The organism is Hymenobacter glacialis (assembly GCF_001816165.1).
GTDB lineage: Bacteria > Bacteroidota > Bacteroidia > Cytophagales > Hymenobacteraceae > Hymenobacter > Hymenobacter glacialis.
Window position 1 is genome coordinate 104705 of the sequence record NZ_MDZC01000123.1, and the last position, 21864, is coordinate 126568.

At 59.4% G+C, this 21864-nt stretch carries 23 protein-coding genes; 11 read left to right on the forward strand and 12 right to left on the reverse strand.

Annotation, left to right across the window (positions count from 1 at the left end):
• The first annotated feature begins 68 nt into the window (after positions 1 to 68).
• The 5 genes from BEN48_RS16850 (at position 69) to BEN48_RS16870 (ending at position 5693) form a co-directional block, all read left to right on the forward strand.
• On the forward strand, positions 69 to 1826 hold the full coding sequence (locus BEN48_RS16850) for an ABC transporter substrate-binding protein (protein ID WP_083321164.1): 1758 nt from the start codon (positions 69 to 71) through the stop codon (positions 1824 to 1826).
• Positions 1827 to 1970: 144 nt separating this feature from the next.
• Positions 1971 to 3272 carry a glutamate-1-semialdehyde 2,1-aminomutase gene (gene hemL / locus BEN48_RS16855; protein WP_070736286.1) on the forward strand — a complete coding sequence of 434 codons (1302 nt, stop codon included), beginning with the start codon at positions 1971 to 1973 and terminating at the stop codon, positions 3270 to 3272.
• Positions 3273 to 3397: 125 nt separating this feature from the next.
• Positions 3398 to 4285, forward strand: coding sequence for a hypothetical protein (locus BEN48_RS16860; protein ID WP_070736288.1), 888 nt, complete (start codon positions 3398 to 3400; stop codon positions 4283 to 4285).
• A 61-nt stretch (positions 4286 to 4346) separates the two neighbouring features.
• The gene (gene dcd / locus BEN48_RS16865) at positions 4347 to 4886 is read left to right on the forward strand and encodes a dCTP deaminase (RefSeq protein ID WP_070736290.1); all 540 of its coding nucleotides are present in this window, start codon (positions 4347 to 4349) and stop codon (positions 4884 to 4886) included.
• 264 nt (positions 4887 to 5150) lie between these two features.
• Positions 5151 to 5693: a hypothetical protein gene (locus BEN48_RS16870; RefSeq protein ID WP_070736292.1), complete on the forward strand. Its 543-nt coding sequence runs from the start codon at positions 5151 to 5153 to the stop codon at positions 5691 to 5693.
• Positions 5694 to 5765: 72 nt separating this feature from the next.
• Here the strand turns inward: BEN48_RS16870 and gldC are convergent, their stop codons facing one another.
• Together gldC and dnaN are read right to left on the reverse strand one after the other, a co-directional pair.
• Complete coding sequence (gldC, locus tag BEN48_RS16875; protein ID WP_070736294.1) at positions 5766 to 6101, reverse strand: gliding motility protein GldC; 336 nt, start codon at positions 6099 to 6101, stop codon at positions 5766 to 5768.
• Between the two features lie 137 nt (positions 6102 to 6238).
• Positions 6239 to 7363, reverse strand: coding sequence for a DNA polymerase III subunit beta (dnaN, locus tag BEN48_RS16880; RefSeq protein WP_035567181.1), 1125 nt, complete (start codon positions 7361 to 7363; stop codon positions 6239 to 6241).
• Positions 7364 to 7673: 310 nt separating this feature from the next.
• Here dnaN and BEN48_RS16890 point away from each other — a divergent pair, with 310 nt between their 5' ends.
• Entirely contained in the window at positions 7674 to 8417 is a 744-nt protein-coding gene (locus tag BEN48_RS16890; protein ID WP_125932707.1) for a hypothetical protein, read from the forward strand.
• Here BEN48_RS16890 and gldG read toward each other — a convergent pair.
• From gldG to BEN48_RS16915, 5 genes are all read right to left on the reverse strand, one after another.
• Positions 8414 to 10141, reverse strand: a complete 1728-nt coding sequence (gene gldG / locus BEN48_RS16895) for a gliding motility-associated ABC transporter substrate-binding protein GldG (protein WP_241502309.1) — start codon at positions 10139 to 10141, stop codon at positions 8414 to 8416. The two genes, BEN48_RS16890 and gldG, sit on opposite strands and share 4 nt — an antisense overlap.
• A gap of 65 nt (positions 10142 to 10206) precedes the next feature.
• Complete coding sequence (gldF, locus tag BEN48_RS16900) at positions 10207 to 10932, reverse strand: gliding motility-associated ABC transporter permease subunit GldF (protein ID WP_070736300.1); 726 nt, start codon at positions 10930 to 10932, stop codon at positions 10207 to 10209.
• A 153-nt stretch (positions 10933 to 11085) separates the two neighbouring features.
• The gene (gene gldA / locus BEN48_RS16905) at positions 11086 to 11997 is read right to left on the reverse strand and encodes a gliding motility-associated ABC transporter ATP-binding subunit GldA (RefSeq protein ID WP_070736302.1); all 912 of its coding nucleotides are present in this window, start codon (positions 11995 to 11997) and stop codon (positions 11086 to 11088) included.
• 23 nt (positions 11998 to 12020) lie between these two features.
• Positions 12021 to 13142, reverse strand: coding sequence for a TlpA family protein disulfide reductase (locus BEN48_RS16910; protein WP_083321166.1), 1122 nt, complete (start codon positions 13140 to 13142; stop codon positions 12021 to 12023).
• A 42-nt stretch (positions 13143 to 13184) separates the two neighbouring features.
• Complete coding sequence (locus tag BEN48_RS16915; protein ID WP_070736306.1) at positions 13185 to 13880, reverse strand: SDR family oxidoreductase; 696 nt, start codon at positions 13878 to 13880, stop codon at positions 13185 to 13187.
• Positions 13881 to 13907: 27 nt separating this feature from the next.
• Here BEN48_RS16915 and BEN48_RS16920 point away from each other — a divergent pair, with 27 nt between their 5' ends.
• Positions 13908 to 14705 (forward strand): GIN domain-containing protein, encoded by a 798-nt coding sequence (locus tag BEN48_RS16920; RefSeq protein ID WP_083321167.1) that lies wholly within the window; start codon positions 13908 to 13910, stop codon positions 14703 to 14705.
• Between the two features lie 4 nt (positions 14706 to 14709).
• Here BEN48_RS16920 and BEN48_RS16925 read toward each other — a convergent pair whose 3' ends face one another.
• Positions 14710 to 15432: an SDR family oxidoreductase gene (locus tag BEN48_RS16925; protein ID WP_070736310.1), complete on the reverse strand. Its 723-nt coding sequence runs from the start codon at positions 15430 to 15432 to the stop codon at positions 14710 to 14712.
• 101 nt (positions 15433 to 15533) lie between these two features.
• Between BEN48_RS16925 and BEN48_RS16930 the strand changes: the two genes are divergently transcribed.
• Positions 15534 to 16265 carry an MlaE family ABC transporter permease gene (locus BEN48_RS16930; RefSeq protein WP_070736312.1) on the forward strand — a complete coding sequence of 244 codons (732 nt, stop codon included), beginning with the start codon at positions 15534 to 15536 and terminating at the stop codon, positions 16263 to 16265.
• 93 nt (positions 16266 to 16358) lie between these two features.
• Positions 16359 to 17174, forward strand: coding sequence for an ABC transporter ATP-binding protein (locus BEN48_RS16935; RefSeq protein ID WP_070736314.1), 816 nt, complete (start codon positions 16359 to 16361; stop codon positions 17172 to 17174).
• Positions 17175 to 17359: 185 nt separating this feature from the next.
• Here the strand turns inward: BEN48_RS16935 and BEN48_RS16940 are convergent, their stop codons facing one another.
• On the reverse strand, positions 17360 to 17890 hold the full coding sequence (locus BEN48_RS16940; RefSeq protein ID WP_070736317.1) for a YfiT family bacillithiol transferase: 531 nt from the start codon (positions 17888 to 17890) through the stop codon (positions 17360 to 17362).
• 174 nt (positions 17891 to 18064) lie between these two features.
• Between BEN48_RS16940 and BEN48_RS16945 the strand changes: the two genes are divergently transcribed.
• Positions 18065 to 18574, forward strand: coding sequence for a peroxiredoxin-like family protein (locus BEN48_RS16945; RefSeq protein WP_070736319.1), 510 nt, complete (start codon positions 18065 to 18067; stop codon positions 18572 to 18574).
• A gap of 110 nt (positions 18575 to 18684) precedes the next feature.
• Here the strand turns inward: BEN48_RS16945 and BEN48_RS16950 are convergent, their stop codons facing one another.
• The 3 genes from BEN48_RS16950 to BEN48_RS16960 all read right to left on the reverse strand — a co-directional run bounded on the left by BEN48_RS16950 (position 18685) and on the right by BEN48_RS16960 (position 21357).
• On the reverse strand, positions 18685 to 19317 hold the full coding sequence (locus tag BEN48_RS16950) for a bifunctional nuclease family protein (protein ID WP_070736321.1): 633 nt from the start codon (positions 19315 to 19317) through the stop codon (positions 18685 to 18687).
• 212 nt (positions 19318 to 19529) lie between these two features.
• Complete coding sequence (locus tag BEN48_RS16955; protein WP_070736323.1) at positions 19530 to 20507, reverse strand: electron transfer flavoprotein subunit alpha/FixB family protein; 978 nt, start codon at positions 20505 to 20507, stop codon at positions 19530 to 19532.
• Positions 20508 to 20616: 109 nt separating this feature from the next.
• Positions 20617 to 21357, reverse strand: coding sequence for an electron transfer flavoprotein subunit beta/FixA family protein (locus tag BEN48_RS16960; RefSeq protein ID WP_070736325.1), 741 nt, complete (start codon positions 21355 to 21357; stop codon positions 20617 to 20619).
• An 85-nt stretch (positions 21358 to 21442) separates the two neighbouring features.
• On the opposite strand from BEN48_RS16960, the gene BEN48_RS16965 reads away from it, so the two are divergent.
• A complete protein-coding gene (locus tag BEN48_RS16965; protein ID WP_070736327.1) occupies positions 21443 to 21781 on the forward strand; it encodes a tetratricopeptide repeat protein in 339 nt (112 codons plus the stop codon).
• The last annotated feature ends 83 nt before the right edge of the window (positions 21782 to 21864 follow it).

Below are 21864 nucleotides of genomic sequence, written 5' to 3' on the forward strand. Positions count from 1 at the left end.
GTGCCGGGCCGTTGCTTTTTGGCTAATTTTGTGTCGCTTTCCACTGCGGCAAGCTTTTTCCTGGTTCAATGACGTTCCCCTTTTCCCTGTCCAAATCCCTGCTGGGGTGGTTGCTGGCCAGCCTGCTGCTAGGCGGCCCCGCGCTGGCCCAGACGCCAGCCAAGCCGCGTCCTGCCGTGCCCGCGCCTGCACCTGCGGCCCCACCAGCCGCCGATGCCGCCACCCGTTACCGCACCGGCAAAGCCCACCTGGACCAGGGCCGCTACGAAGCCGCGCTAAAAGCCCTGGAGCCCCTGGCGCAGCCCGGCGCCCGCTTCGCCCGTGCCGCCGATGCCGCCTACCTGGGCGCTGTGGCCGCCACCCGCCTCAAGCAGTGGCCCGAGGCCGAACAACTGCTCAACCTGCTGCGCACGGAGTACCCCACCTATCCCAACATGCCGGACGTGCTGCTGCTGCAGGGCCAGGCGTCGTTCGAGCAGGAGGATTATGATACCGCCCTGAAAACGCTGGCCCTGATGCCGGCCGAAAAGCTAACTCCCGAACGTGAAAACCTGAAGGCGACCTACGTGCAGCGCATAAAGGAGCGCAATACCTGGCTGCGCCTGCTCCGCCGCTACCCCGACGACGCCACCCTGGCCCGCGCCTACGCCGACCGCTTGGTAACCGGTGGTGCCTACACCGATGCCGACCGTCCGGTGCTGGACGACCTCATCAGCAGGTTCGGCCTCGACCGCGCCCGCTACACCCCGCGCCCCCGCGCCACCCGCAAGGCCAGCTACAACATTGGCGTCCTGCTGCCCTTCGAGCTAGCCGACCCCAGCTGGCAGACCCAGCGCAAAAACCAGTTCGTGACGGACCTCTACGCCGGCCTGCGCCTGGCCCAGGACAGCCTGCAGCGCGCCGGCTACCCCGTGCAGCTGTTTGCCTACGACACCGGCGCCGACACCCTGACCCTGAAGCAGGTGCTGGCCCAACCCGAGCTGGCCGGCATGGATTTGCTCATTGGGCCGGTCTACAAGTCCGGGGCGCGTCTGCTGGCCCGCTTCGCCCGCGAGCACCAGATAGTATGCGTCAACCCACTATCGGAAGATGGTGATTTGGTGCTCGACAACCCCTGGCATTTTCTGTATAGCCCCAGCACCGCCACCCAGGGCCGGGTAGCCGCGCAGTTCGCGCTCAGTGCCTTCGGGGCCGGTCGTCCCGGCGTTATTCTGCACGAGGACACCAAGGACGATGCCGCGTTTGCCACGGCCTACAAAACCGCCTACGAGGCCCAGGGCGGCCAGATTAGCCAGCTACGGCGCTTCAATTCGGAAGTGGACGAGAGTCTTAACGCTGCTTTTAGCGGCCTCGACCTGCCCAACACTGGCCACGTGGTGGTGTTCTCCGACAACCGCAAAGCCGGCCCCGCCACTTTCAAAGCCTTGCAGCTGCAGCCCCTGGCCAAGCGCCCCGCCCTGCTCTGCCCCGGCTCCTGGCTCAACAATACCCGGCTGGACGTATCGCAGCTCAGTGCGCCCAACGTGTACTTCATCCATCCCAAGTATTTCGACGAGACAGCGCCCGGATTTCGCCGGTTCCGCCAGCTCTACTTGCAGCGCCAGCGCGTGCCGCCGTCCCTGTATGCCAACCAAGGCTTCGAAATGCTGTTATACTTTGGCTCGACGCTCTTTCAGTACGGCCCGGCGTTTCAGGCCGGTTTGGCCACCGCCGCTCCCTCGTCAGGGGCCATTTTCGAAGGCGCAAGCTATTCGGGCGGCGCCCACGACAACCAGGTGGTGCCCGTGGTGAAGCTCAGCGGCCTCCAGCTCCAGGTGCTTCGGTAGCATACCCGCGTGAGGTGCTATGCTTTTCAACTACCTGTGCCACCAAGTTGCTAGGCGATGAAAAGGAGCAACGCCCGGCCCAATTGCGGCGGGGGCGTCGCACCTCTATTCTTACAAAACTCAAACTGATTCTCATTTCCAAAAATGCTCAATCTCACCACTTCTGCAGCCCTTTTCGAACGTGCTAAAAACCTGATTCCGGGCGGCGTCAACTCCCCGGTGCGGGCCTTTCGGTCGGTAGGCGGCTCGCCAGTGTTCATGAAAAGCGCCCAGGGCGCCTGGCTCACCGACGTGGACGGCAACCGCTACATGGACTTCATCAACTCCTGGGGGCCCATGATTCTGGGCCACGCGCCGCAGCTGGTGCTCGATGCCGTGAGCAAGGCCCTGCCCGACTCCCTGAGCTTTGGCGCGCCCACCCACCGCGAAGTGGAAATGGCCGAGCTGATTCGGGCCATGGTGCCCAGCATCGAAAAAGTGCGGCTCGTGAACTCCGGCACCGAGGCCTGCATGTCGGCCGTTCGGGTGGCGCGCGGCTACACCGGCCGCGCCAAAATCATCAAATTCGAAGGCTGCTACCACGGCCACGGCGATGCCTTTCTGATTGCGGCCGGCAGCGGTGCCCTTACCATGGGCGAGCCCGACTCGGCCGGCGTGACCCAGGGCGTGGCCCAGGACACCCTCACCGCTCCCTACAACGATTTGCCCGCCGTGGAGGCCCTCATCGCCGCCAACCCCGGCCAGATTGCCGCCCTTATTCTGGAGCCCGTAGTAGGCAACATGGGCCTGGTGGCCCCTGTCGAAGGTTTCCTGCAGGCCCTGCGCGCCCTGTGCACCGAGCACGGCATCGTATTTATTTTTGATGAAGTGATGACCGGTTTCCGCCTAGCGGCGGGCGGGGCCCAGGAGTTGTTCGGTATCACCCCCGACCTCACCACGCTGGGCAAAATCATTGGCGGCGGCCTGCCCGTGGGCGCCTACGGCGGCCGCGAAGAAATAATGAACTGGGTAGCGCCCGTGGGCAAGGTGTACCAGGCCGGCACGCTCTCCGGCAACCCCATGGCCACCGCCGCCGGCATGGCCCAACTGCGCTACCTGCACGAGCACCCCGAGCTGTACCGCGACCTGGAAACCACCAGCGCCCGCCTGGCCGATGGCACCCGCGAGATTGCCGCCGAGCTTGGCCTAAACTACACGGTGAACCGTGTGGGCTCCATGTTCAGCCTGTTTTTCACGAGCCAGCCGGTGCGTAACCTCGACGATGCCAAGCAGTGCGACACCGCCGCCTTTGGCCGCTACTTCCACGCCATGCTGGAGCGCGGCATTTACCTAGCACCTTCGCAGTTTGAGGCCCTGTTCGTGTCCACGGCCATCAGCGAGGAGCTGGTAGAGATGTACCTTAAGGCCTGCCGCGAGTCGCTGGTAGAAGCCCACCGCGCAAAGTAGCGCGAAGTAAAAATTAAGTTGCGCGAAGGCTGCCAGGTCGTAATCAGCACGGTGGGGCACTGGAAGACCCCAGCCTTCGCGCAACTTAATTTTTACTTCGCGAAACATTGCGCGACCTTTGCGGCATGTTAAAACAGTTATTTGTGATTGTGCTGCTGCTATTGGCACAGTTGAGCCATGCCCAGACTCCCGCAGCCGCCAACAAGCGCCTCTTCGACAAAACCATCGACGAGCTGAACTTCCGCACCATGGAAACGGTGTACGACAAGTCGTTTACCCGCGGCAAGTTTCCCATCACGCTGCGCACCGCCGCGGCCCGCCGCAACTTCGATGAGTTTGGCAACAACGCGGGGCTCAAGCAGCTGTTTATGAACTACAACGGCGTGGCAGAGCGCTACAAAAACCGCTACGGCAACGGCCCCAACACGCTGGCTGAGTTTGAGAAGCAGCTTAAGTCGGTACTGCTGGACAAGAACTTTGAGTTCTTCATTCACAACCTGCCGCGCGACGAGCGGGTGGCCCTGGTGCGGGCCGAGCAGCGCCTCATTCAGCAAGCCACGGCCCAGTTCAACGCCTCGGGCGCGCCCGAGGAAGTGGCCGCCGTGCCGCCCGCCGATGTAGACGCCGAAGCCCCCGTGACGGCCCCCCTCACCACGCACGACAACGACAGTGACGGCCCGGCGGCGGGCAACGACGAGGAGCCCCTCACCAGCCAGACCGCCGCCACCGCCCCCCCAGGCCCCGCCCCGCGCCACGACTGGGTAGACTACTTCACCCTGCTACTAAGCCTGACCAGCGTGGTGATGCTGGCCTACCTGATGACCACCGTGCTGCCCGCCATGAGCCGCCGCATCAACAATCTGGCAGCCGACCCGGAGCCGGAGCCCGAGCCCCGCAGCTTGGCGAGCCGCCTGCGGCCCAACCGCTCGCCGGGCCTGCGCGAAGACCGGTACGACGAAGACGAATACGACGACGAGCCCAAGGGCCCGAACCGCCCCCACGACGACGACTAACGCCTGAATTTTTTACCTGCCGAGCAGTTTCGTACTCAAAAATTCAGCCCCACCAGCGCCCATGATTTTATCTGACCAGCAAATCCTTGCGGAAATCGAAAAAGGCACCATCGTCATCGAGCCCTACGACCGTAGCTGCCTGGGAACCAACTCCTACGACGTGCACCTCGGCCAGTACCTCTCCACCTACCGCGACGAGGTATTGGATGCCCGCAAGCACAATGAAATCGATACCTTCGAAATCCCGGAGACCGAAGGCTTCGTGCTGCAGCCCGGCACCCTCTACCTGGGTGTGACGCAGGAATATACCGAAACGCTCGCCACCGTGCCGTTCCTGGAAGGCAAGAGCAGCGTGGGCCGATTAGGTATCGACATTCATGCCACGGCGGGCAAAGGCGACGTGGGCTTTTGCAACCACTGGACCCTGGAAATCAGCGTATCGATGCCCGTGCGGGTGTACCGCCACATGCCCATCGGCCAACTGATTTATTTCATGGTGCAGGGCGACGTTAACACGTTCTACAACCGCAAGCTGAATGCGAAATACAACGACCGCACTAACAAGCCAGTGGAGTCGATGATGTGGAAAAATAACTGGTAGTAAGCGCAATAGGAGGTAAGCCTATCTTATTGCGCTTGCGAAGTATCCTGTCAGGTCAGACCATGCTGCGCTCCGGGAATATAATGCGTCCTTACTTGAGCACGCAGGGGGTGTTTGGGGAAGTTACTGCGTGTCGTAGGTGCGAGTTGGGTAATCAATTCCGAACCGCCTCGGCCATTTTTGCGTTTAAAAGGTCCGAGCTGGGGCAGTCCTAACTGGCCCGGTCCTTGCGTAAGAGTGTATCTAATCCCTACCATGATGACTATGAAAACCGCTTTTGCTTCTGTATTTCTGGCCCTTTTGGCCGGCGCCGCCTCCGCCCAGCAAGCTCCTGTAGCCACCACGGTACAGGTGCGGGACAAGACCCAGTCTTCCCCGCGTCTAAACCCGGTGGAAGCCCGCGCCGACCGCCTGAGCAGGCAGATGGTGCGCGACCTGCGCCTCAACAACTACCAGGCAACCAAGCTTCGGGCCATCAACGAGGATAAAATTGCGAAGATGGCCGCCATCGAGCGCAAAAATGCCGGCAACCAAAAGCTCATCGACGAGCAGTGCAATGGTGTGTGCAAAGAGCGCGACCAGGAACTGCAAGCCGTGCTGAGTAACGACCAGTACAGCAGCTACTTTGGTGCGCGTTCCACTTATTACAAATACGATAAGGACTACGCCACGCAATCTGCCAGCATCATGCTGACCAACGCCGTGCAGAACCCCACGCCAGCGCGGGCTAACGACGCGACCATCTCCCCAGCCAAGTCCAAGCCCGCCAACACGCCCGCCGGCAACCTTGGCCGGAACGCACGTTAGACAGTTCATCAAGCTGAAATAAAAAAGCCCCGTAGCGTTTTGCTACCGGGGCTTTTTGTGTGTTGGCAGGGCCTACTTGCCTTGCTCCTGCGTGTCCAGGTATGCTGAGAGCTCCTTGCACAAGGCGCGCATTTTGGTGGCCATTTCCTTGTCGTCGGTCGCCGTCACAATGTTCTCGGCCATCGAGCCAATGTTGTCCACCACGAAGCGCTTCATCTCGTCCACGGGCATGTCCTTGGTCCAGAGGTCGATTTTCATGGTGCCGGCCTGCTCCCGGTCCCAGAGGGCAATGTTGATGGCCTTGGCGAAGTGAATGTCTGGCCCTGCATCGGTGGCCGTCCAGCTGATGGCTTCGGGGACTTTGTTATTGTCGAGGGCAATGCTGAAGCGTATTTCTGATTTTTTCATAATTCAAAAGAGGAAAACCAGAACGTCATGCTGAGCTTGCCGAAGCATCTCTACCGCATTAGTAACTAAATACTTGCGCGGTAGAGATGCTTCGGCAAGCTCAGCATGACGTTCACAGACAGTAAGCGCGATAGTAGTTAAACGTAGTTATTCAGCATCACTGGCATCACCAGCATCAGGATGCTTTCGTTGTCATCCGGGGTGGTGGGCATGAGCAGGCCGGCGCGGTTGGGCGTGCTCAGCTCCAGGGTGATTTCCTCCGAGTCGATGTTCGACAGCATTTCGAGCAGGAAGCGGGCATTAAAGCCGATTTCCATGTCCTCGCCGTCGTACTGGCAGGTGAGGGTTTCCTTGGCTTCGTTGCTGAAGTCCAGGTCTTCGGCCGAAACTACCAGTTCGGAGCCGGCCAGGCGCAGACGCACCTGGTGGGTGGTTTTGTTGGAGTAGATGCTGATGCGGCGCACCGAATTCAGCAGCTCGGCGCGGTTGATGATGAGCTTGTTGGGGTTGCTCACCGGAATCACGTTTTCGTAGTCCGGGTAACGCTCGTCAATCAGGCGGCACACGAGGCGCATCTGGTTGAAGGAGAAAAAGGCGTTGCTTTGGTTGAACTCCATCTTCACCGGCGTAGCCTCGGAGGGCAGCGTGCCCTTCAGCAGGTTGAAGGCTTTGCGCGGGATGATGAGGTTGGCGGTCTGGCCGGCGCCCACGTCCTGGCGGCGGTAGCGGAGCAGGCGGTGCCCGTCGGTGGCCACGAAGGTCACCTGCGAGTCGGCCAGCTGCACCAGAATGCCGGTCATGGCCGGGCGCAGCTCGTCGGTGCTCACCGCGAAGATGGTTTTGTTGATGGCCCGCGCCAGCGACGACGACGGCATCTCAATCGGGGCCGAGCCCTTCACCACCGGCACGCGGGGGAAGTCGGCGGCGTTCTCGCCAGCCAGCTTGTAGCGCCCGTTGGCCGAGCTGATTTCGATGGTGTAGGTTTCCTCGTCCAGCGTGAAGGTGACGGGCTGGTCGGGCAGGTTCTTGAGGGTATCGAGCAGGATGCGGGCGGGCGCGGCAATGCGGCCGGTGTCGCGGGCCTCCACGGGCAACTCGGTAATCATGCTCGTCTCCAGGTCGGAGGCGGTGATGGTGAGCTTACCGGCCTCAATCTCAAAGAGAAAGTTCTCCAGAATGGGCACCACGGGGTTGTTCGTCACCACGCCGTTGATGCTTTGCAGCTGCTTGAGCAGCGCGGAGGAGGATACAATGAATTTCATGGTGCGAGGCTAAGATTGGGGCTAAGGGAGGGCAAAGATAGGGGGTGGGGTTGGGGTTTGGAAGGGGCGCGATGAGCAGCTGAAGCTTCTTTCAATGCAACTCCTTACATTGGTCGAAACAAAGCCCGATGAGTCATGCTGAAGACTACACTTTTGTCTGCCTTTACTGAATTGCCCGCCGAGTTCGATAAGGAAGTATTGTTTGCGTGCCTTGGAGAAGTAAGAAAGCTAGAGCAACAAATCGAAGCGAGCGGACGGAGTGAAGCCATTACTTCGGAGGAAATAAAGCAGATTATCAGGGCTAACTTCTATGATAAACAAGTCTGAAATGGGCTGGTGGAAATTCCTGTTCAAGCAGGGGAATACTCTTCCTTTACTCATGCTTTTGTTTGGCTTCACTGGCTGTTCCAACTCGAAGAGCAAAAGTGAAGTGACAACAGACGGCTTTCAGATTAAAACGGCGAACCCAAATTTGAGAAATAGCTTCAGGCAGGCGAAACTGATTTCTGACAGCTTAGCGCGAATTGTTATCGCCCCAGAGAAGTTAGGTAATTTTTATTGTCGCTACCATTTCGAGTATTATGATGAGCAGAGATATGAAAATGACTCAATCAATAAAATGCCACTCAATTATGACTTTACTTATTACCTGTTAACAGAAGGCGATACTATTGGCCGAGCAACGGTTTCATTGGATAATACGCTATGCCTTAATTATATTGACGTGGACGATTTTATCGGCTTGAGGTATATTTTAGATGGAAAATTTTCTGTCGACAAACGCAAGGCTCTAAGTATCGGCAAGCAATTCGGAGTTGACTTAAATTCAACACGGGCGAGGGCAACTGCAGAATTTGTTACGTCAAGTGTTAGACGCTACGACGATGAACACATGGTTTTGAATGACATTCCGGCACTCATAAGATTAGCCGAGAAAGATGACCTTACATTTTATTGGGTAGTAGAGAACCATTGTAACGGCTGCATGACCCTTAAAATCAATGCGGAAACCAAAGTGGTTTATGACAACCATCGGTATATGTTTGTCTATTAGCTCGCAAACCCTGCATACCGCCGCCTGCGCCGCCACGCCCGCACGGCGCCGAACAGCCCCAGTAGCACCAGCGGCGCGCCCAGGTTCAGCAGCTGCCAGGTGCGGCGCTGCTCGGCTAGCTTCACTTTGTCGAGGGGACGGAGGGTGATTTGCTTGCCGCGCACGGAGATGAGGCCGGTTTCGTCCAGCAGGTAGTCGGTGGCGTTGAGGACCAGCTCGCGGTTGGCGAATTCGGTGTTGGCGAGGCGGTCGAAGCCCAAGCGAAAGGGGTTGCCGGTTTTGGGGTCGATTTCGGAGCGCATGAAGTCGCCATCGGCCAATACCACGATTTTGGAGGGCTTGGCCGTGGGCGACTTTTCGGGCTGGAATTGCAGGGTGCCGGGCCGGGCGCGGTTGGCGAACAGCGACGGGAATTGGCCTTCCAGCAAATAGCCCACGGGCTGAAATCCTTTCTGGTAGAGCTTGGGGTTGGGCTCCAGGCGGGCATCGTTGAAGTTGATGGGCACGGGCGCGGGCAGGGCCCGGGTGTAGCGCGAGGTGGTGAGCAAGGCCGTTTTACGGATACCGCTGGCCTTCACCGTATCCAGGCTGCCCACGAATTTCAGGTACACCGCATCGAGGTTGCGGGTGATGGGATGGGCGCTGAACTTGTTGATGAGCGGGTAGAGCTGCCAGGGCATGGGCTCTATTTTGGGTTTGTTGCCATCGGTGCCCGTCACGAGCGGAATCTGGCCGCTGTTGAGGTCGAGAAGCAGGTTTTGGTTCAGGCGCAGGCCGTACTTGAAGAACAGGTCGTCGAGGTTAAGGTCGTAGGGCGTGGCCAGGGCAACGCCATTCCGGCTCACGCTGTCGAGGTCCACGCGCAGGGCATCGACGAAAAATAGCGCCCGACCACCCTGGTGAATGAACTGGTCGAGCTTGAATTTCTCGTCCTCCGAATACGGGGTCTTGGGCTGGGCAATGACCACGGCGTCGAGGGCGCTCAGGTCTTTAACCTGGCTGAGCGTGACGCGGAACACGTCGTACTGTTGCTGCCAGGAGCCGAGCATGTCGCCGGCCTGCACGTTGGTGAGCTCGCCGTGCCCTTCCACTACGCCAATGCGTTTGCGCAGTGCGGGCACCAGCGCGCGAATGGTGCTGGCCAGTTCGTATTCCAGCCCTTCGATGCTCTGGTTGAGGCGCACGTCGGCCGGGGCGGCCTGGTTGCCGCGCAGCAGCAGCACGTTGCGGTCCTGGCCGCCCACGCTCACCACGGCGTAGGGGAAGATGATTTTCTCCACGCGCTTGCCGTTTTCGGTAGCGCCGAGGTTGGTGGGTTTCAGCCCCTTTTTGAGCAGCGACTGATAGAAGGCGTCGCGGGCGGCGGGCGTGCTGGCCGCGCTGGGGTCAATGAAAATGTAGTTCAGGTTGGTGCCGCCGTACACTTGGAATTCGGTCAGGGTTTCGCGCACGCCCTGCTCCAGGCGGCGGAACGCGGGCGGGAAGTCACCGGTGAGGTACACCGTGACGGTGACGGGCTGCTTGAGGTCGCGCAACAGCGTTTTGGTGGCTGCCGACATGGTGTAGCGCTTCTCTTCCGTCAAATCGAGGCGGAAGAAAAAGCGCTGCGCCACAAAATTAAACAGCAGGAGCAAGCCGACAATGGCGGCAAACGTGAGCAAGTCACGTTTTTTGGCCGCTAGCTGCGAGCTAGCCACTGGTAGCTCGTTAGGAGTGTTTTCCACAAGACAACTTTAATACTTAACACCAGAAGCCACTAGCTGCCAGCTAGTGACTAACAGTCAATAAACTACCAATTCCGGCTCCGCAGCGCGAGCCGCGTGCCCAGCAGGGCCACCGCCACCACGCTGAAGAAATAAACCAGGTCGCGCGAGTCCACCAGGCCCTTGCTCAGGTCGCGGTAGTGCGCCGCAATGCCCAGCTGGCCCACGTAATAGGCCGCGCTGCCTTCCAGCACCGACGCCAGCGAGTCGAACCCCGAATACACCAGAAAGCAGCCTACCACGGCCACCAAAAACGCAATAATCTGGTCGCGCGTGAGGGCCGAGGCCAGAATGCCAATGGCCGCAAATACGGCCGCCAGCAGCGCCAGCCCCAGGTAGGAGCCCACCGTAGCGGCCGAGTCGATGTTGCCCTCGGGGTTACCCAACTGATATACTGAGTAATAATACAGCAGCGTGGGCACCAGCGCCAGCAGCGCCAGCAGCAGGCAGGCCAGGTACTTGCCCCCGATTATCTGACCATCGGTGAGCGGCCGGGTCAGCAGCAGCTCAATGGTGCCAGCCTTCTTTTCCTCCGCAAACGTGCGCATGGTGAGGGCCGGTATCAGGAACAGAAATATCCACGGGGCCAGGTTAAACAGCGTTTGCAGGTCGGCGTAGCCGTAGTCCAGCACGCTGCTATCGGGAAATACCCACACGAACAGGCCGGTTGCAATCAAAAACACCCCCAGCACCACATAGGCCACGGGGGAGTTCAGAAAAGCGTTGAATTCTTTTTGAAGGATGGTTAGCATAAGGTATCTGAAGCCAATTGTTGCAGGACGTCATGCTGAGCTTGCCGAAGCATCTCTACCGCTTCGTTGCACCGATTGGTATACTGTTGCGGTAGAGCTGCTTCGGCTGCGCTCAGCATGACGTGCTATTTTGGTCGTTCTATTCAGGCATTTCTATTTTGTCAATTCCCCAAACACCTCTTCCAGGCTCTGCTGCTCCTGGCGCAGGCCTAGCAGTATCCAGCCTTCCTGCCCGGCCAGGCGCGACACGGCGGCGCGCACGTCGGTGCCCGGCGCGGTGCGCAGTAGGACCGCGCCATCGGGGGCTAACTCCACGTAGCGCACGTTGGGCAGTTGGGCCAGCTTGGCGGTGTCCACGGGGCCTTCAAACTCGGCGCGCACCACGGTTTCGCCGACGGCGCGGGCTGCCAGCTCGGCCACGGGGCTGTCGGCCACCAGCTTGCCCCGGCTGATGATGAGCACGCGAGAGCACAGCGCCGTGACTTCTGGCAGAATATGGGTGCTGAAAATGACGGTTTTATCCTCGCCCACTTCGCGGATGAGCTGGCGAATTTCCAGAATCTGGTTGGGGTCGAGGCCGGTGGTAGGCTCGTCGAGAATGAGCACATCCGGGTCATGAATCAGGGCCTGGGCCAGGCCCACGCGCTGGCGGTAGCCCTTGCTCAGCGCGCCAATCTGTTTGTTCTGCTCGCGGCTCAGGCCCACGCGGCGCACCAGCTCGGCCACGCGGGCGCGTAGGTTTTTGCCAGACAACCCGTGCACCGACCCAATGAATTCAAGGTACTCGTGCACGTACATGTCCAGGTAGAGCGGGTTGTGCTCGGGCAGGTAGCCCACGTGGCGGCGCACGTCGAGGCTGTGGCTGAGCACATCAAACCCGGCCACGCGCACCGTACCGGCCGTGGGCGGGAGGTAGCCGGTGGCAATTTTCATGGTGGTGCTTTTGCCCGCGCCATTCGGCCCCAGAAAGCCCACTATTTCCCCCTTGCCAGCCGTGAAGCTGATGTTGTCCACGGCGTTTTGGGTGCCATAGGTTTTGGTCAGGTTTTCTATTTCTACCATCAGAAGAGCGGTGTTGGCTCGCTAAATTATTCTTTCAAGGCTGCTTTGATGGCCGCTTCAAGTTGGGGAGTGTACCCGGATTCGTCAAGAACTACTTTGCCGTTTCTTCCAACGAGCACATAGCGGGGAAAAGAGCGTAATTGGTACGCTGCTTCCACCGCCTCGGTGCCCAGCACGGTGACGTAGCGGGCTTGCTGCCGCTTCATAATTCCCTGCGCGCGTTCCGCACTTTTCGGGTCCATCAGCACGCCCAGCACGACGAATCCCTGCTTGGCGTACTCGTCCTGCAAGTGTTGTATTTCAGGCATCGCCGCAATGCAAGGGCTGCAGGACGTGGTCCAGAAATCCAGCAGCACGGTTTTGCCGCGGTAGCTGCTCAGCTGAACCGGCGCTTTGGCAAAGTTTACCAGCTTGAAAGCCGGCGCGGGCTTCCCCACAAGAGCCGACGCCTTGCGCGGCTCCTCGGCCACGACGGGAGCGGCCGTGTGAGTCGTCAAAAACGATTTGCTTGCAAGGACTTGCTCGTCAAGGGGGTTATTAACCCGAGTTTCAGACAAAATCTTGATGATACTCGACTGGCCCCCGGCTTTTTGGCTTACCGTACGCACCATTTTCGGGCGGTTGGTGGCTTCGTCCAGCACGAGGTAGGTGTAGCGGTTCCGCTCGTCAACGTTGGGACGGTCGGAGTAGTGCAGCCGTAGGATGGCTCCCTGCGGCCCGGTTTGGTAGGTCACGGATTCGTAGCCCGGCTCGATAGCCAGAAGTTCTGGAACCAGCATCTGGCCGCCAGGGCTACCTGGTAGGCCGGGTCTATAAGGGTTAATGTTTAGTTTAAAAGTCCTGGCTTTATCATCCAGTTCGTAGCCGACTTTGCCATCGTACCAGTACCCTCTTGCCGCGTCGAAGTGGGTGCCCAGAAACCTTGCTCCGAAGACGCTGCTCGCGGGGTCGCGCTGCATAATGGCCTGCCCCTTGCGGTTCCAGACAGCTTTATTGGGGAACGTATCAATTCGCTGTACCATGTAGGCCACCGTATTGAGCGTGCCCAGTGCAGCTTGGTACTGCGCCAGCGCCTGCTCGCCGGTTTGGGCGTGGCCAATTTCGGCAACGCCAAGAACGGCTACAACGGCGGCGAACATTCTTTTCATGGGTAGGAAACGAAGTATTTAAAAGGACTAAGCAATGCCGGGCTACTTCTTGGGTTGCAGCGGCCGCATTTCCACTTCCACCACGTGAAAGTTGAAGGGCGTTTCGAGAGAGTAGATGATGAAGCCGGCAATGTCGGCCGGGCTCATCATCGCATCGTTGGGCGTAGTGCCCGGAATGTCATCGAAGAAGTTGGTCTGCGTCGAGCCCGGGCTAACACACGTCACTTTGATGCCATGGTTGCGCACTTCCTTAAACAATGACTGCGAAAAGCCGCGCACCGCAAATTTGGAGGCGCAGTAACCGGCCATGTTTTCGATGCCGGTGGTGCCCGCAATGCTGGCTATGTTGATGATGTGGCCCACTTGCTGGCGCTTCATCTGGGGTAGTACGGCGCGCGAGCAGAAGAACGTGCCGTGTACGTTGGTGTCGAACATCAGCTTCCAATCGTCGGTCTTAAACCCGTCAACGGCCCCTGCAATGCCCAGGCCGGCGTTGTTCACCAGCACGTGTATTTCGGGGCCCAGCTCGCGCTGGGTGTTGGTCAGCGCCTCGGCCACGGCCACTTCGTCGCGCACGTCGCACTCAAAAAACTGAAACCGCTCGTGCACCAGGCCTTCGGGGGCGGTGCGGCCCCAGCCGGCCACGGCGGCGCCGCGGGCCAGCAGCGCTTCCACGGTGGCGCGGCCTATTCCTTTGCTTGCGCCCGTAACAATAGCGACTTTGCCAGTAAGGTCCATTTATCTTTGATAAAATTAGAAAAGCAAATGCGTGATACGAGTTTGCGGCCGCAAGTTAGCCGCGCCGAGGGGTTTGGGGGGCAGGTGCTGGCGGGCCGGGGCCTAGCGGGCCTGGCGTTGCTGGCCGGCCTCAGCGCCTGCGGGCCCGGCCACGGCGGCGACTGCCTGAAAAGCACCGGCTCCATCATCACCGAACGCCGGGACGTGGAAGCCGGCCTCGTCACCGTCACGGCCTACGACAACGTGGACCTGCGCCTGGTGCAGGACACCCAAACCTACGCCGAGGTGCAGGCCGGCAAAAACCTAATCGGCGACATCGAATTCACCCGCAAGGGCGACGCCCTCGAAATTGCCAACACCAGCCGCTGCAACTGGGCCCGGCGCTACGACTCGCCCCGCGTGGTCACGCTGCACCTGCCCAGCATCACCAACGTGTTTTTGCGGGGCCAGGGCAACGGCAGCACCGTGGGCCAGTTCGTGCAGGACACCATTTTCTTCCACAACATCGGCTCCGGCGATTACGACATCGACGTGAAAGCCAAAATGCTATTCCTCGACCAATACGAGCTGGGCGACATCAACGTGCGCGGGTCGGCCGAGGAAATGAATTTCACGCTGGGAGGCATCGGCCGCCTGTTTGCCCAAAACCTGTCCCTGCGCCGCTGCTATTTCACCATGACCCGCGACAGCGGCGGCGACGCTCACGTGCGCGCTTCCGACGCCGTGGCCGGCACCCACGCGGGCACCGGCACGCTTTACTACGGTGGCAATCCGGCCTTCACCGAAATCAAGATTACCGGTAAAGGCAGTCAGAAAACCGAGTAAAAATCTACAAATCGCCCAGCTGCGGCCGAATCAGCAGTTCTTCAATCACGGCCTGGGGCGAAAGGGAGTAGGCTCCAAAAACGGCCTCGGCTACATCCTCGGATTTCACGAACCGGTCGGCGGGCAGGTCGATGCCTTCCCAGCTGGCCGTGAGGGTGGGGCCGGGGAGCACGGCCGTCACGCGCACGCCGCTGGGCTTAAGCTCCTCGCGCAGGTTTTTGGTGAAGCCCAGCAGGGCGTGCTTGGCAATGCCGTAGGAGCCGCCGTTGGGGTAGGCCGTGATGCTGGCCGTTGAGCAAATGGTGAAAATATGCCCGCGGCGCCGGGCTAGGAAGCCCGGCAGCAGGGGCAAGGTCACGTCGTAGGCACTGAGCAGGTTCACGGCCAGCATCTGGCGGAGCTGCGAGCCGTCGGCGGGCTCGTCTTGCAAGCGGCCGGGCACAAAGGCGCCGGCATTGTTCACCAGCACTTCCACGGGCAGGCCCACTGCCAGTACGAAAGCCGCAAACCGGGCGCAGTCTTCAGCCCGGCTCAGGTCGGCCGGCATTGTATGCAATATGGCGCCGGGAACAACGGCTTCCATAGCAGTTGTAAGGGCGGCCAAATCATCGGCCGACCGGGCGCAAGTGGCCACTGGGTAGCCTGCCTGCAGAAAGCGCGACACTACGGCGCGGCCAATACCTTTGCTGCCGCCGGTGACGACAATTAATTTTTCGTTCGTTTGCACTTTTTGCTTCTGATTTTACGTAAGGTGCCGCATTGCACCGCCTCTGGCTAGCAGCAACACGGCCGCCCAAACTTCGGTTTTTATTCCCCAACTCCTGCCCAATGCTCAAAACTTTTGGTACGTTCATCCTTTTCCTACGTGGCATGGTCACGCGCACCGAGAGTTTTCGGGTGCTCTGGAACCGCACCATGGAAGAGGCCATGCTCATCGGGGTCGATTCCATCGTCATTGTCTCCATCGTTTCGGCGTTCATCGGAGCCGTTACCTGTGTGCAGATTGCTTACAACCTCACCAACCCGCTCATTCCGCAGTCCACCATCGGCTACATGGTGCGCGAAATGACCATTCTGGAGCTGGCGCCCACCATCACCAGCATCGTGCTGGCTGGCAAAGTGGGCAGCAGCATTGCGGGTGGCCTGGGCACCATGCGCATCACCGAGCAGGTGTCGGCGCTGGAGGTGATGGGCATCAACTCTACCTCTTATCTGGTGCTGCCGCGCATCATTGCGGCCCTGCTCATGTTCCCGCTGCTGGTTATTGTGGCCATGATGCTGTCCATTTTGGGCGGGTACCTGGCCGGCACCCTTACCGGTGTGATGACTTCGCAGGCCTACATCGAAGGCATTCGCACCGATTTCATTCCCTACAACATCGTATTTGCCTTGATTAAGGCCGTGGTATTCGCCTTCCTGGTGTCTGGCATTTCGGCGTTCAAGGGCTACTACACCACCGGCGGCGCCCTCGAAGTAGGAGCGGCCAGCACCGGCGCCGTTACCAATTCCATCATCGCCATTCTGCTTGCTGACTTTGCGTTGGCGGCCCTGTTGCTTTAAGCTGTTAGCTAATAGCTGCCAGGTATTAGCCGCGCTCAATTTGATGGTTCAAAAGCTAACAGCTAACGGCTATTGGCTAACAGCTAAAAAAAAATGATTGAAGTATCCAATATTGAAAAATCCTTCGACGGCACTGCTGTTCTCAAAGGGATTTCGTGCGTGTTCGAAACCGGCAAGTGCAACCTGCTGCTGGGCGGCTCCGGTACCGGCAAAAGCGTGTTGCTCCAGTGCATTGTGGGCCTGATGAAGCCTGATATCGGCTCCATCACCTTCGATGGCACCATATACACCAACAGCAAGGTTGATATCCGGCAGGAAATCCGGCGCAAAATCGGGATGCTCTTCCAGGGTTCGGCCCTGTTCGACTCCATGACGGTGGCCGAGAATGTGGAGTTTCCGCTGCAGATGCTCACGCCCGAAATGACCCCCGAAGAGCGGCGCGAGCGGGTAGCGTTTTGCCTTAAGCGCGTGGGGCTGGAAAACGCCGGCAATAAAATGCCCGCCGAAATCTCGGGTGGCATGAAAAAGCGCGTGGGCATTGCCCGCGCCATCGCCCCGCAGTGTACCTACCTGTTCTGCGACGAGCCCAACTCCGGCCTCGACCCCGCCACCAGCATCAAAATCGACCAGCTCATTTACGAAATCACCCACGAGTACGACATCACCACCGTCATCGTGACGCACGACATGAACTCCGTGATTGAAATTGGGGAGCACATTATTTTCCTGCACCAGGGCAAAAAGCTCTGGGACGGTACCAAGGAAGAAATTCTGAATGCCACGGTTCCCGAGCTGCGGGACTTCATCTTCAGCAGCAGCCTGGTGCGGGCCGCCAAGCGCATCGACGAAGAGACTGAAGGCGGCATGGCCGCTTTCGCCGAAGAGGGCGACGCCGGCGCCGGCATCTAGCTCTCGCCGGAACGTATTTTAAAAAGCAGCGTCCCCTGAGTTATCAACTCAGGGGACGCTGCTTTTTGGTTGATAGATAGCTGCACAACCGGCGCGAATGCACGCCTCACCCCCCGGCAGGGGCCGGGGGGTGAGGCGCTAGGGTGAACGACAGGCCAGTAATTTTGAAACCTGCCACTAAATCCCTACGCCAGCAGCAGTTTCAGGTGGCCTAGGTGGTGTTGGCCGTGCCAGGCATACATCGCCAGGGCCTGGTCGAGGGTAAAGTCGCGCTTGGTGCCCGGATGGTAGAACGTGCGCTGCCACTGCTCGGCGCTCATGTGGTGCAGCAGCGTGGCCCAGCGCGTGTGCAGGGGCTCCAGCAGCGCCAATGATACGCTGATGGGCGTGGCCGCTACATCCGGCAGCTCGGCCCAGGCTTGCTCGTCGTAGGGGCGCACGGTGGGATTTTCCTCCGTCAGGGCCAGGCGGAAGCGGAAGTAGCAGTTCATGTGCGAGTCGGCCAGGTGGTGAATGACCTGCCGGCCGCTCCAGCCGCCAGGGCGGTAGGGGCGCTCCAGGCCCGCGCTACCAATGGCCGTGGCCACGGCCGTGAGCTGGGCCGGTAAGTCGGCAATCTGTTGGACGAGGGCAGAGCGTTGGGCCGGGCTGAGGCGACCTTCCGGCAGCTGCACACGGCCAATGGGAAAGCTAAGGGATTCGTCGGGCGTATTCATGCCCGCAAGTACGCAGGTCAGGCGGATACTGGCGTTGCTGGACGGAGGCCAAATCACAGCATGGCCGGGTACGCCCGCTCCCGGCCGCTCCGTATTTTGGTGCTTCGTAGAACTATCTGAAAGCGGAACTGTCTGATTAAGATAACAACAGTATTTCCAAATCAATTTTTTCCAATGATTAAGCCCCGCACAAAAGTCCCCACCCTCGAGGTTGCCTTGGTCGATGGCGGCAGCTGGAACTTGGCTGATGCCAACGCCGAGTTCATGACCATGCTGGTTTTCTACCGCGGCCACCATTGCCCCGTCTGCAAAAAGAGCCTGCAGCAGTTGCAAGCCACGCTCGCCGACTTTACTGGCTTGGGCATTAAGGCCGTTGCTATTTCCACCAATACCCAGGAACTGGCCGAGAAGACCAAGCAGGAATGGAGCCTGCCCGACGTAGCCGTAGGCTACGGCCTTACCATTGAAAAGGCCCGCGAATGGGGCCTGTTCGTCTCAAAAGCCATCAGCGATTCCGAGCCGGCCGAGTTTAGCGAGCCAGGTCTTTTCCTGGTGCAGCCCGACGGCACCCTCTACGCTGCCTCCATCCAGACCATGCCCTTCACCCGCCCCGATTTTGAGGACCTACTGGGAGGCCTCAAGTTTGTGAAGACTAAGAACTACCCTGCCCGCGGCGAGGCGTAACGCTCTGAAAATCATATACTATTATATGAAAAAAGCCCCCTTCTCCACCCATGCGGGCGTAGAAGGGGGCTTTTTTGGGGGGGGGGGGCGACTGGCAGTGCCTCAAAGGCCTAGCCGTTGCGCTTGTTCAACTCGTCGCGGATTTTTGCGGCTTTCTCGTAGTCTTCTTTTTCCAGGGCCTGGGCAAGCATCTTGGTGAGCTCATCCAGCGAAACCTGGCCGCTTGGGTCGCGGGGCTCGGGCTGCGCCCGGCTGAGCCGCGGCGAGTCCGAATCGGTGTCGTCATCGTCGTCATCGTCCTCATCGTCGGTTTCGCCTTCGGCCTCGTCGAGGTCAGAAAGGATAATGCCGGCTTCGCTGAGCACGCTTTCAACCGTGAAAATGGGCACCCCAAACCGCAGCCCAATGGCAATGGCATCGGAGGGACGAGCGTCGATATCGAACGTCGTGGCCCCATCGGAGCACACAATGCGAGAATAAAACACGCCTTCTTTCAAATCAGAAATCACCACTTCCAGTATCACCACGTGCACGTGCTCGGCAAAAGACTTGAACAAGTCGTGGGTGAGCGGCCGGTTCGGGCTGATTTTTTCGATTTGGATGGCAATGCTCTGCGCTTCAAACATGCCAATGATGATGGGCAAACGGCGGTTGCCGCCCTTCTCGCCCAAAATCAGCGCAAAGGAGCCAGATTGTGACTGGCTGGACGAAAGGCCCAGGATTTCAAGCTGGATTTTTTTCAAGGGAGTGGGGAAGTTGGGTCTTGGTGCTGGGGAAGGGTGGGCGGTGCGCCGTGGCTATGGGGCCAGGAGATGTAGGTGCAAATAAAGAAAAGTCCGGTTACCAAGCGCGGAAATCCTCCTTCGGCAGGCGCTTATCAAAGCATTTGGGGACTCAGGCCCCTGGTTTCCTTACGAAATCCAGTCCCCTGAGTCCCCAAATGATGAAAAAAATATTAGCCTAGTGCTTTCACGGCGGCAGTCAGCTTGGGAAGCACATCAAATACGTCGCCCACAATGCCGTAGTCGGCCGCTTTGAAGAAAGGCGCCTCGGGGTCTTTGTTGATGACCACAATCACCTTGCTGCTGTTCACGCCAGCCAGGTGCTGGATGGCGCCCGAAATACCGCAGGCAATGTACAGGTTCGGCGAGACCGTGATGCCGGTCTGGCCCACGTGCTCGTGGTGAGGGCGCCAGTCCACGTCCGACACCGGCTTGGAGCAGGCCGTAGCCGCACCCAGGGCCTTGGCCAGGTCTTCAATCAGCCCCCAGTTCTCGGGGCCCTTCATGCCACGGCCACCGGATACCACCAAGTCAGCCTCGGGCAGCAGAATGCCGCCGGCCTGGTCCTGCATCACCACCTGGGTGGGGGCGTCGGCAAAGTCCGCGTCGGTGAGCTGGGCCGCGAAGGTCACCACCTCGGCCGTTTTGCCGGCTTGGTGCTTGGCTCCGGTCGAGTTCTTTTTCACGGCAATGATTTTACGGTCGCCGCTCAGCAGCACGTCCGAAAACGCCTTGCCCGAGAAAGCACCGCGCCGCACCATAAACTGGCCGTCGGTCGTTTTGGGCAGCTCCACCACGTTGGTGGCCAGGCTGGCCTTGAGCCGCACCGACAGGCGCGAACCAACGGCCGCGCCAATGTTGGAGTTGGCGAGGATGATGATTTTAGCCTGCTCCTGCTCGGCCGCCGTGGCAATGAGCTTGGTGTAGGCATTGTTAACAAAATCTTTCAGGCGCGGCTCGGCATCATACAGCACTTTGCTGATGCCCTGCTCGCCCAGCGTGGCCAGGTTGGCGGTAGTGGCTTCGCCCACCGCAATGGCGGTGGCGGTGGTGCCCAGCATGGCGGCCACCTCGGCTCCGTAGGAGGCCACTTCCAGCGAGGACTTTTTTACTTCGCCATCGGCGCATTCAACTACTACTAATACGGACATTTTGAGAGAATTATAAATTATGAATTAGCAATTATGAGTTGAGATTTTATGAGTTATGAATCGACTTTTCTGCCAATTCATACTTCATAATTTTTAATTCATAATTCAACTAAATGACTTTGGCTTCGTTGCGCAGCAGCTTGATGAGCTCGCCGGCGTTTTCGGCATCAATGAGCTTCACGCCCTGCTTCTTGGGCGGCAGCGCAAACTCGGCTACTTTGGTGCGAGCGGGTTCGCCCACGGGCTCCACCACTTTCAGGGGTTTGGTGCGGGCCGTCATAATGCCGCGCATGTTGGGGATGCGGGGCTCGCACATGGGCTGCTGGCACGAGGCCACGAAGGGCGTGTTCACGCTCACAATCTCCTTGCCGCCTTCAATTTCGCGCTCCAGCGTGGCGGTGTTGCCGCTCATATCCAGCTTCATGGCCGGGGCCACCGTGGGAATGCCCAGCATTTCGCCCACCATGCCGTGCACCTGGAAACCGTTGTAGTCGATGCTCTCCTTGCCCATCAGAATCACGTCATAAGCGCCTTCTTTGGCGATGGCCGCGATTTGCTCGGCTACGAAGTAGGCGTCCTGCGGCGCCGCGTTCACGCGAATGGCGTCGTCGGCGCCAATGGCCAGGGCCTTGCGGATGTTGGGCTCGGTGTCGGCTTCGCCCACGTTGAGCACCGTGACGGTACCACTGCCAGCGGCCTCTTTCAGCTCAATGGCGCGGGTGAGGGCGTATTCGTCCCAGGGGTTAATCACGAACTGCACCCCGGCCTTGTTAAACTCCTTGTTATCGGGCGTGAAGGTGATTTTGGTGGTCGTGTCGGGCACGTTACTGATGCAAACGAGAAATTTCATGCAAGGGGGCTGAAATCAGAGAAGATGAGATGCTACGCGGAAAAACCGCAAATTTGGCGCAAAGATAACCCGAAACCACCCCCGAATGAACACACCGCCCACCCGGTTGCAGCAACTGCTGGCCTTCTACGACGCCGACCCCAACGATGCCTTTACCATTTATGCCCTGGCTACCGAATACCGGGCGCAAGAGCCGGAAAAGGCTTGGGGCTATTATGAGAAACTACTAGCCGAGCACCCCGATTACGTGGGCACCTATTACCACGCAGGCAAGCTGCTCGAGCAGTTTGATAAGAAAAACGAAGCCGAAAAAGTTTATCGCACCGGCTTGGTAGTGGCCCGCAAAGCCGGCCAGCAGCACGCCGCCAGCGAGCTCCTGCAAGCCCTGAACGCCTGCCTGGGCCTGGATTATGAAGACGACTAGCGCGGGCAGTACAATGGCTTCAAAACCGCTGCTGTTTCGCTGCTCCAGGCATCTGCACCGCTTCGTTCCCTCAGGACGTGCGG

Excerpts from the sequence above, each read along its gene's own strand:
- BEN48_RS16850 (WP_083321164.1), top strand. The coding sequence starts at position 69 with ATGACGTTCCCCTTTTCCCTGTCCAAATCCCTGCTGGGGTGGTTGCTG.
- BEN48_RS16915 (WP_070736306.1), bottom strand. The coding sequence starts at position 13,880 with ATGGACCTTACTGGCAAAGTCGCTATTGTTACGGGCGCAAGCAAAGGA.
- BEN48_RS16890 (WP_125932707.1), top strand. The coding sequence starts at position 7,674 with ATGATAAACAAGTCTGAAATGGGCTGGTGGAAATTCCTGTTCAAGCAG.
- BEN48_RS16860 (WP_070736288.1), top strand. The coding sequence starts at position 3,398 with ATGTTAAAACAGTTATTTGTGATTGTGCTGCTGCTATTGGCACAGTTG.
- BEN48_RS16940 (WP_070736317.1), bottom strand. The coding sequence starts at position 17,890 with ATGAATACGCCCGACGAATCCCTTAGCTTTCCCATTGGCCGTGTGCAG.
- gldF (WP_070736300.1), bottom strand. The coding sequence starts at position 10,932 with ATGCTAACCATCCTTCAAAAAGAATTCAACGCTTTTCTGAACTCCCCC.
- dnaN (WP_035567181.1), bottom strand. The coding sequence starts at position 7,363 with ATGAAATTCATTGTATCCTCCTCCGCGCTGCTCAAGCAGCTGCAAAGC.
- hemL (WP_070736286.1), top strand. The coding sequence starts at position 1,971 with ATGCTCAATCTCACCACTTCTGCAGCCCTTTTCGAACGTGCTAAAAAC.
- BEN48_RS16945 (WP_070736319.1), top strand. The coding sequence starts at position 18,065 with ATGATTAAGCCCCGCACAAAAGTCCCCACCCTCGAGGTTGCCTTGGTC.
- BEN48_RS16965 (WP_070736327.1), top strand. The coding sequence starts at position 21,443 with ATGAACACACCGCCCACCCGGTTGCAGCAACTGCTGGCCTTCTACGAC.
- gldC (WP_070736294.1), bottom strand. The coding sequence starts at position 6,101 with ATGAAAAAATCAGAAATACGCTTCAGCATTGCCCTCGACAATAACAAA.
- BEN48_RS16870 (WP_070736292.1), top strand. The coding sequence starts at position 5,151 with ATGAAAACCGCTTTTGCTTCTGTATTTCTGGCCCTTTTGGCCGGCGCC.
- BEN48_RS16920 (WP_083321167.1), top strand. The coding sequence starts at position 13,908 with ATGCGTGATACGAGTTTGCGGCCGCAAGTTAGCCGCGCCGAGGGGTTT.
- BEN48_RS16930 (WP_070736312.1), top strand. The coding sequence starts at position 15,534 with ATGCTCAAAACTTTTGGTACGTTCATCCTTTTCCTACGTGGCATGGTC.
- BEN48_RS16935 (WP_070736314.1), top strand. The coding sequence starts at position 16,359 with ATGATTGAAGTATCCAATATTGAAAAATCCTTCGACGGCACTGCTGTT.
- BEN48_RS16910 (WP_083321166.1), bottom strand. The coding sequence starts at position 13,142 with ATGAAAAGAATGTTCGCCGCCGTTGTAGCCGTTCTTGGCGTTGCCGAA.
- BEN48_RS16960 (WP_070736325.1), bottom strand. The coding sequence starts at position 21,357 with ATGAAATTTCTCGTTTGCATCAGTAACGTGCCCGACACGACCACCAAA.
- dcd (WP_070736290.1), top strand. The coding sequence starts at position 4,347 with ATGATTTTATCTGACCAGCAAATCCTTGCGGAAATCGAAAAAGGCACC.
- BEN48_RS16955 (WP_070736323.1), bottom strand. The coding sequence starts at position 20,507 with ATGTCCGTATTAGTAGTAGTTGAATGCGCCGATGGCGAAGTAAAAAAG.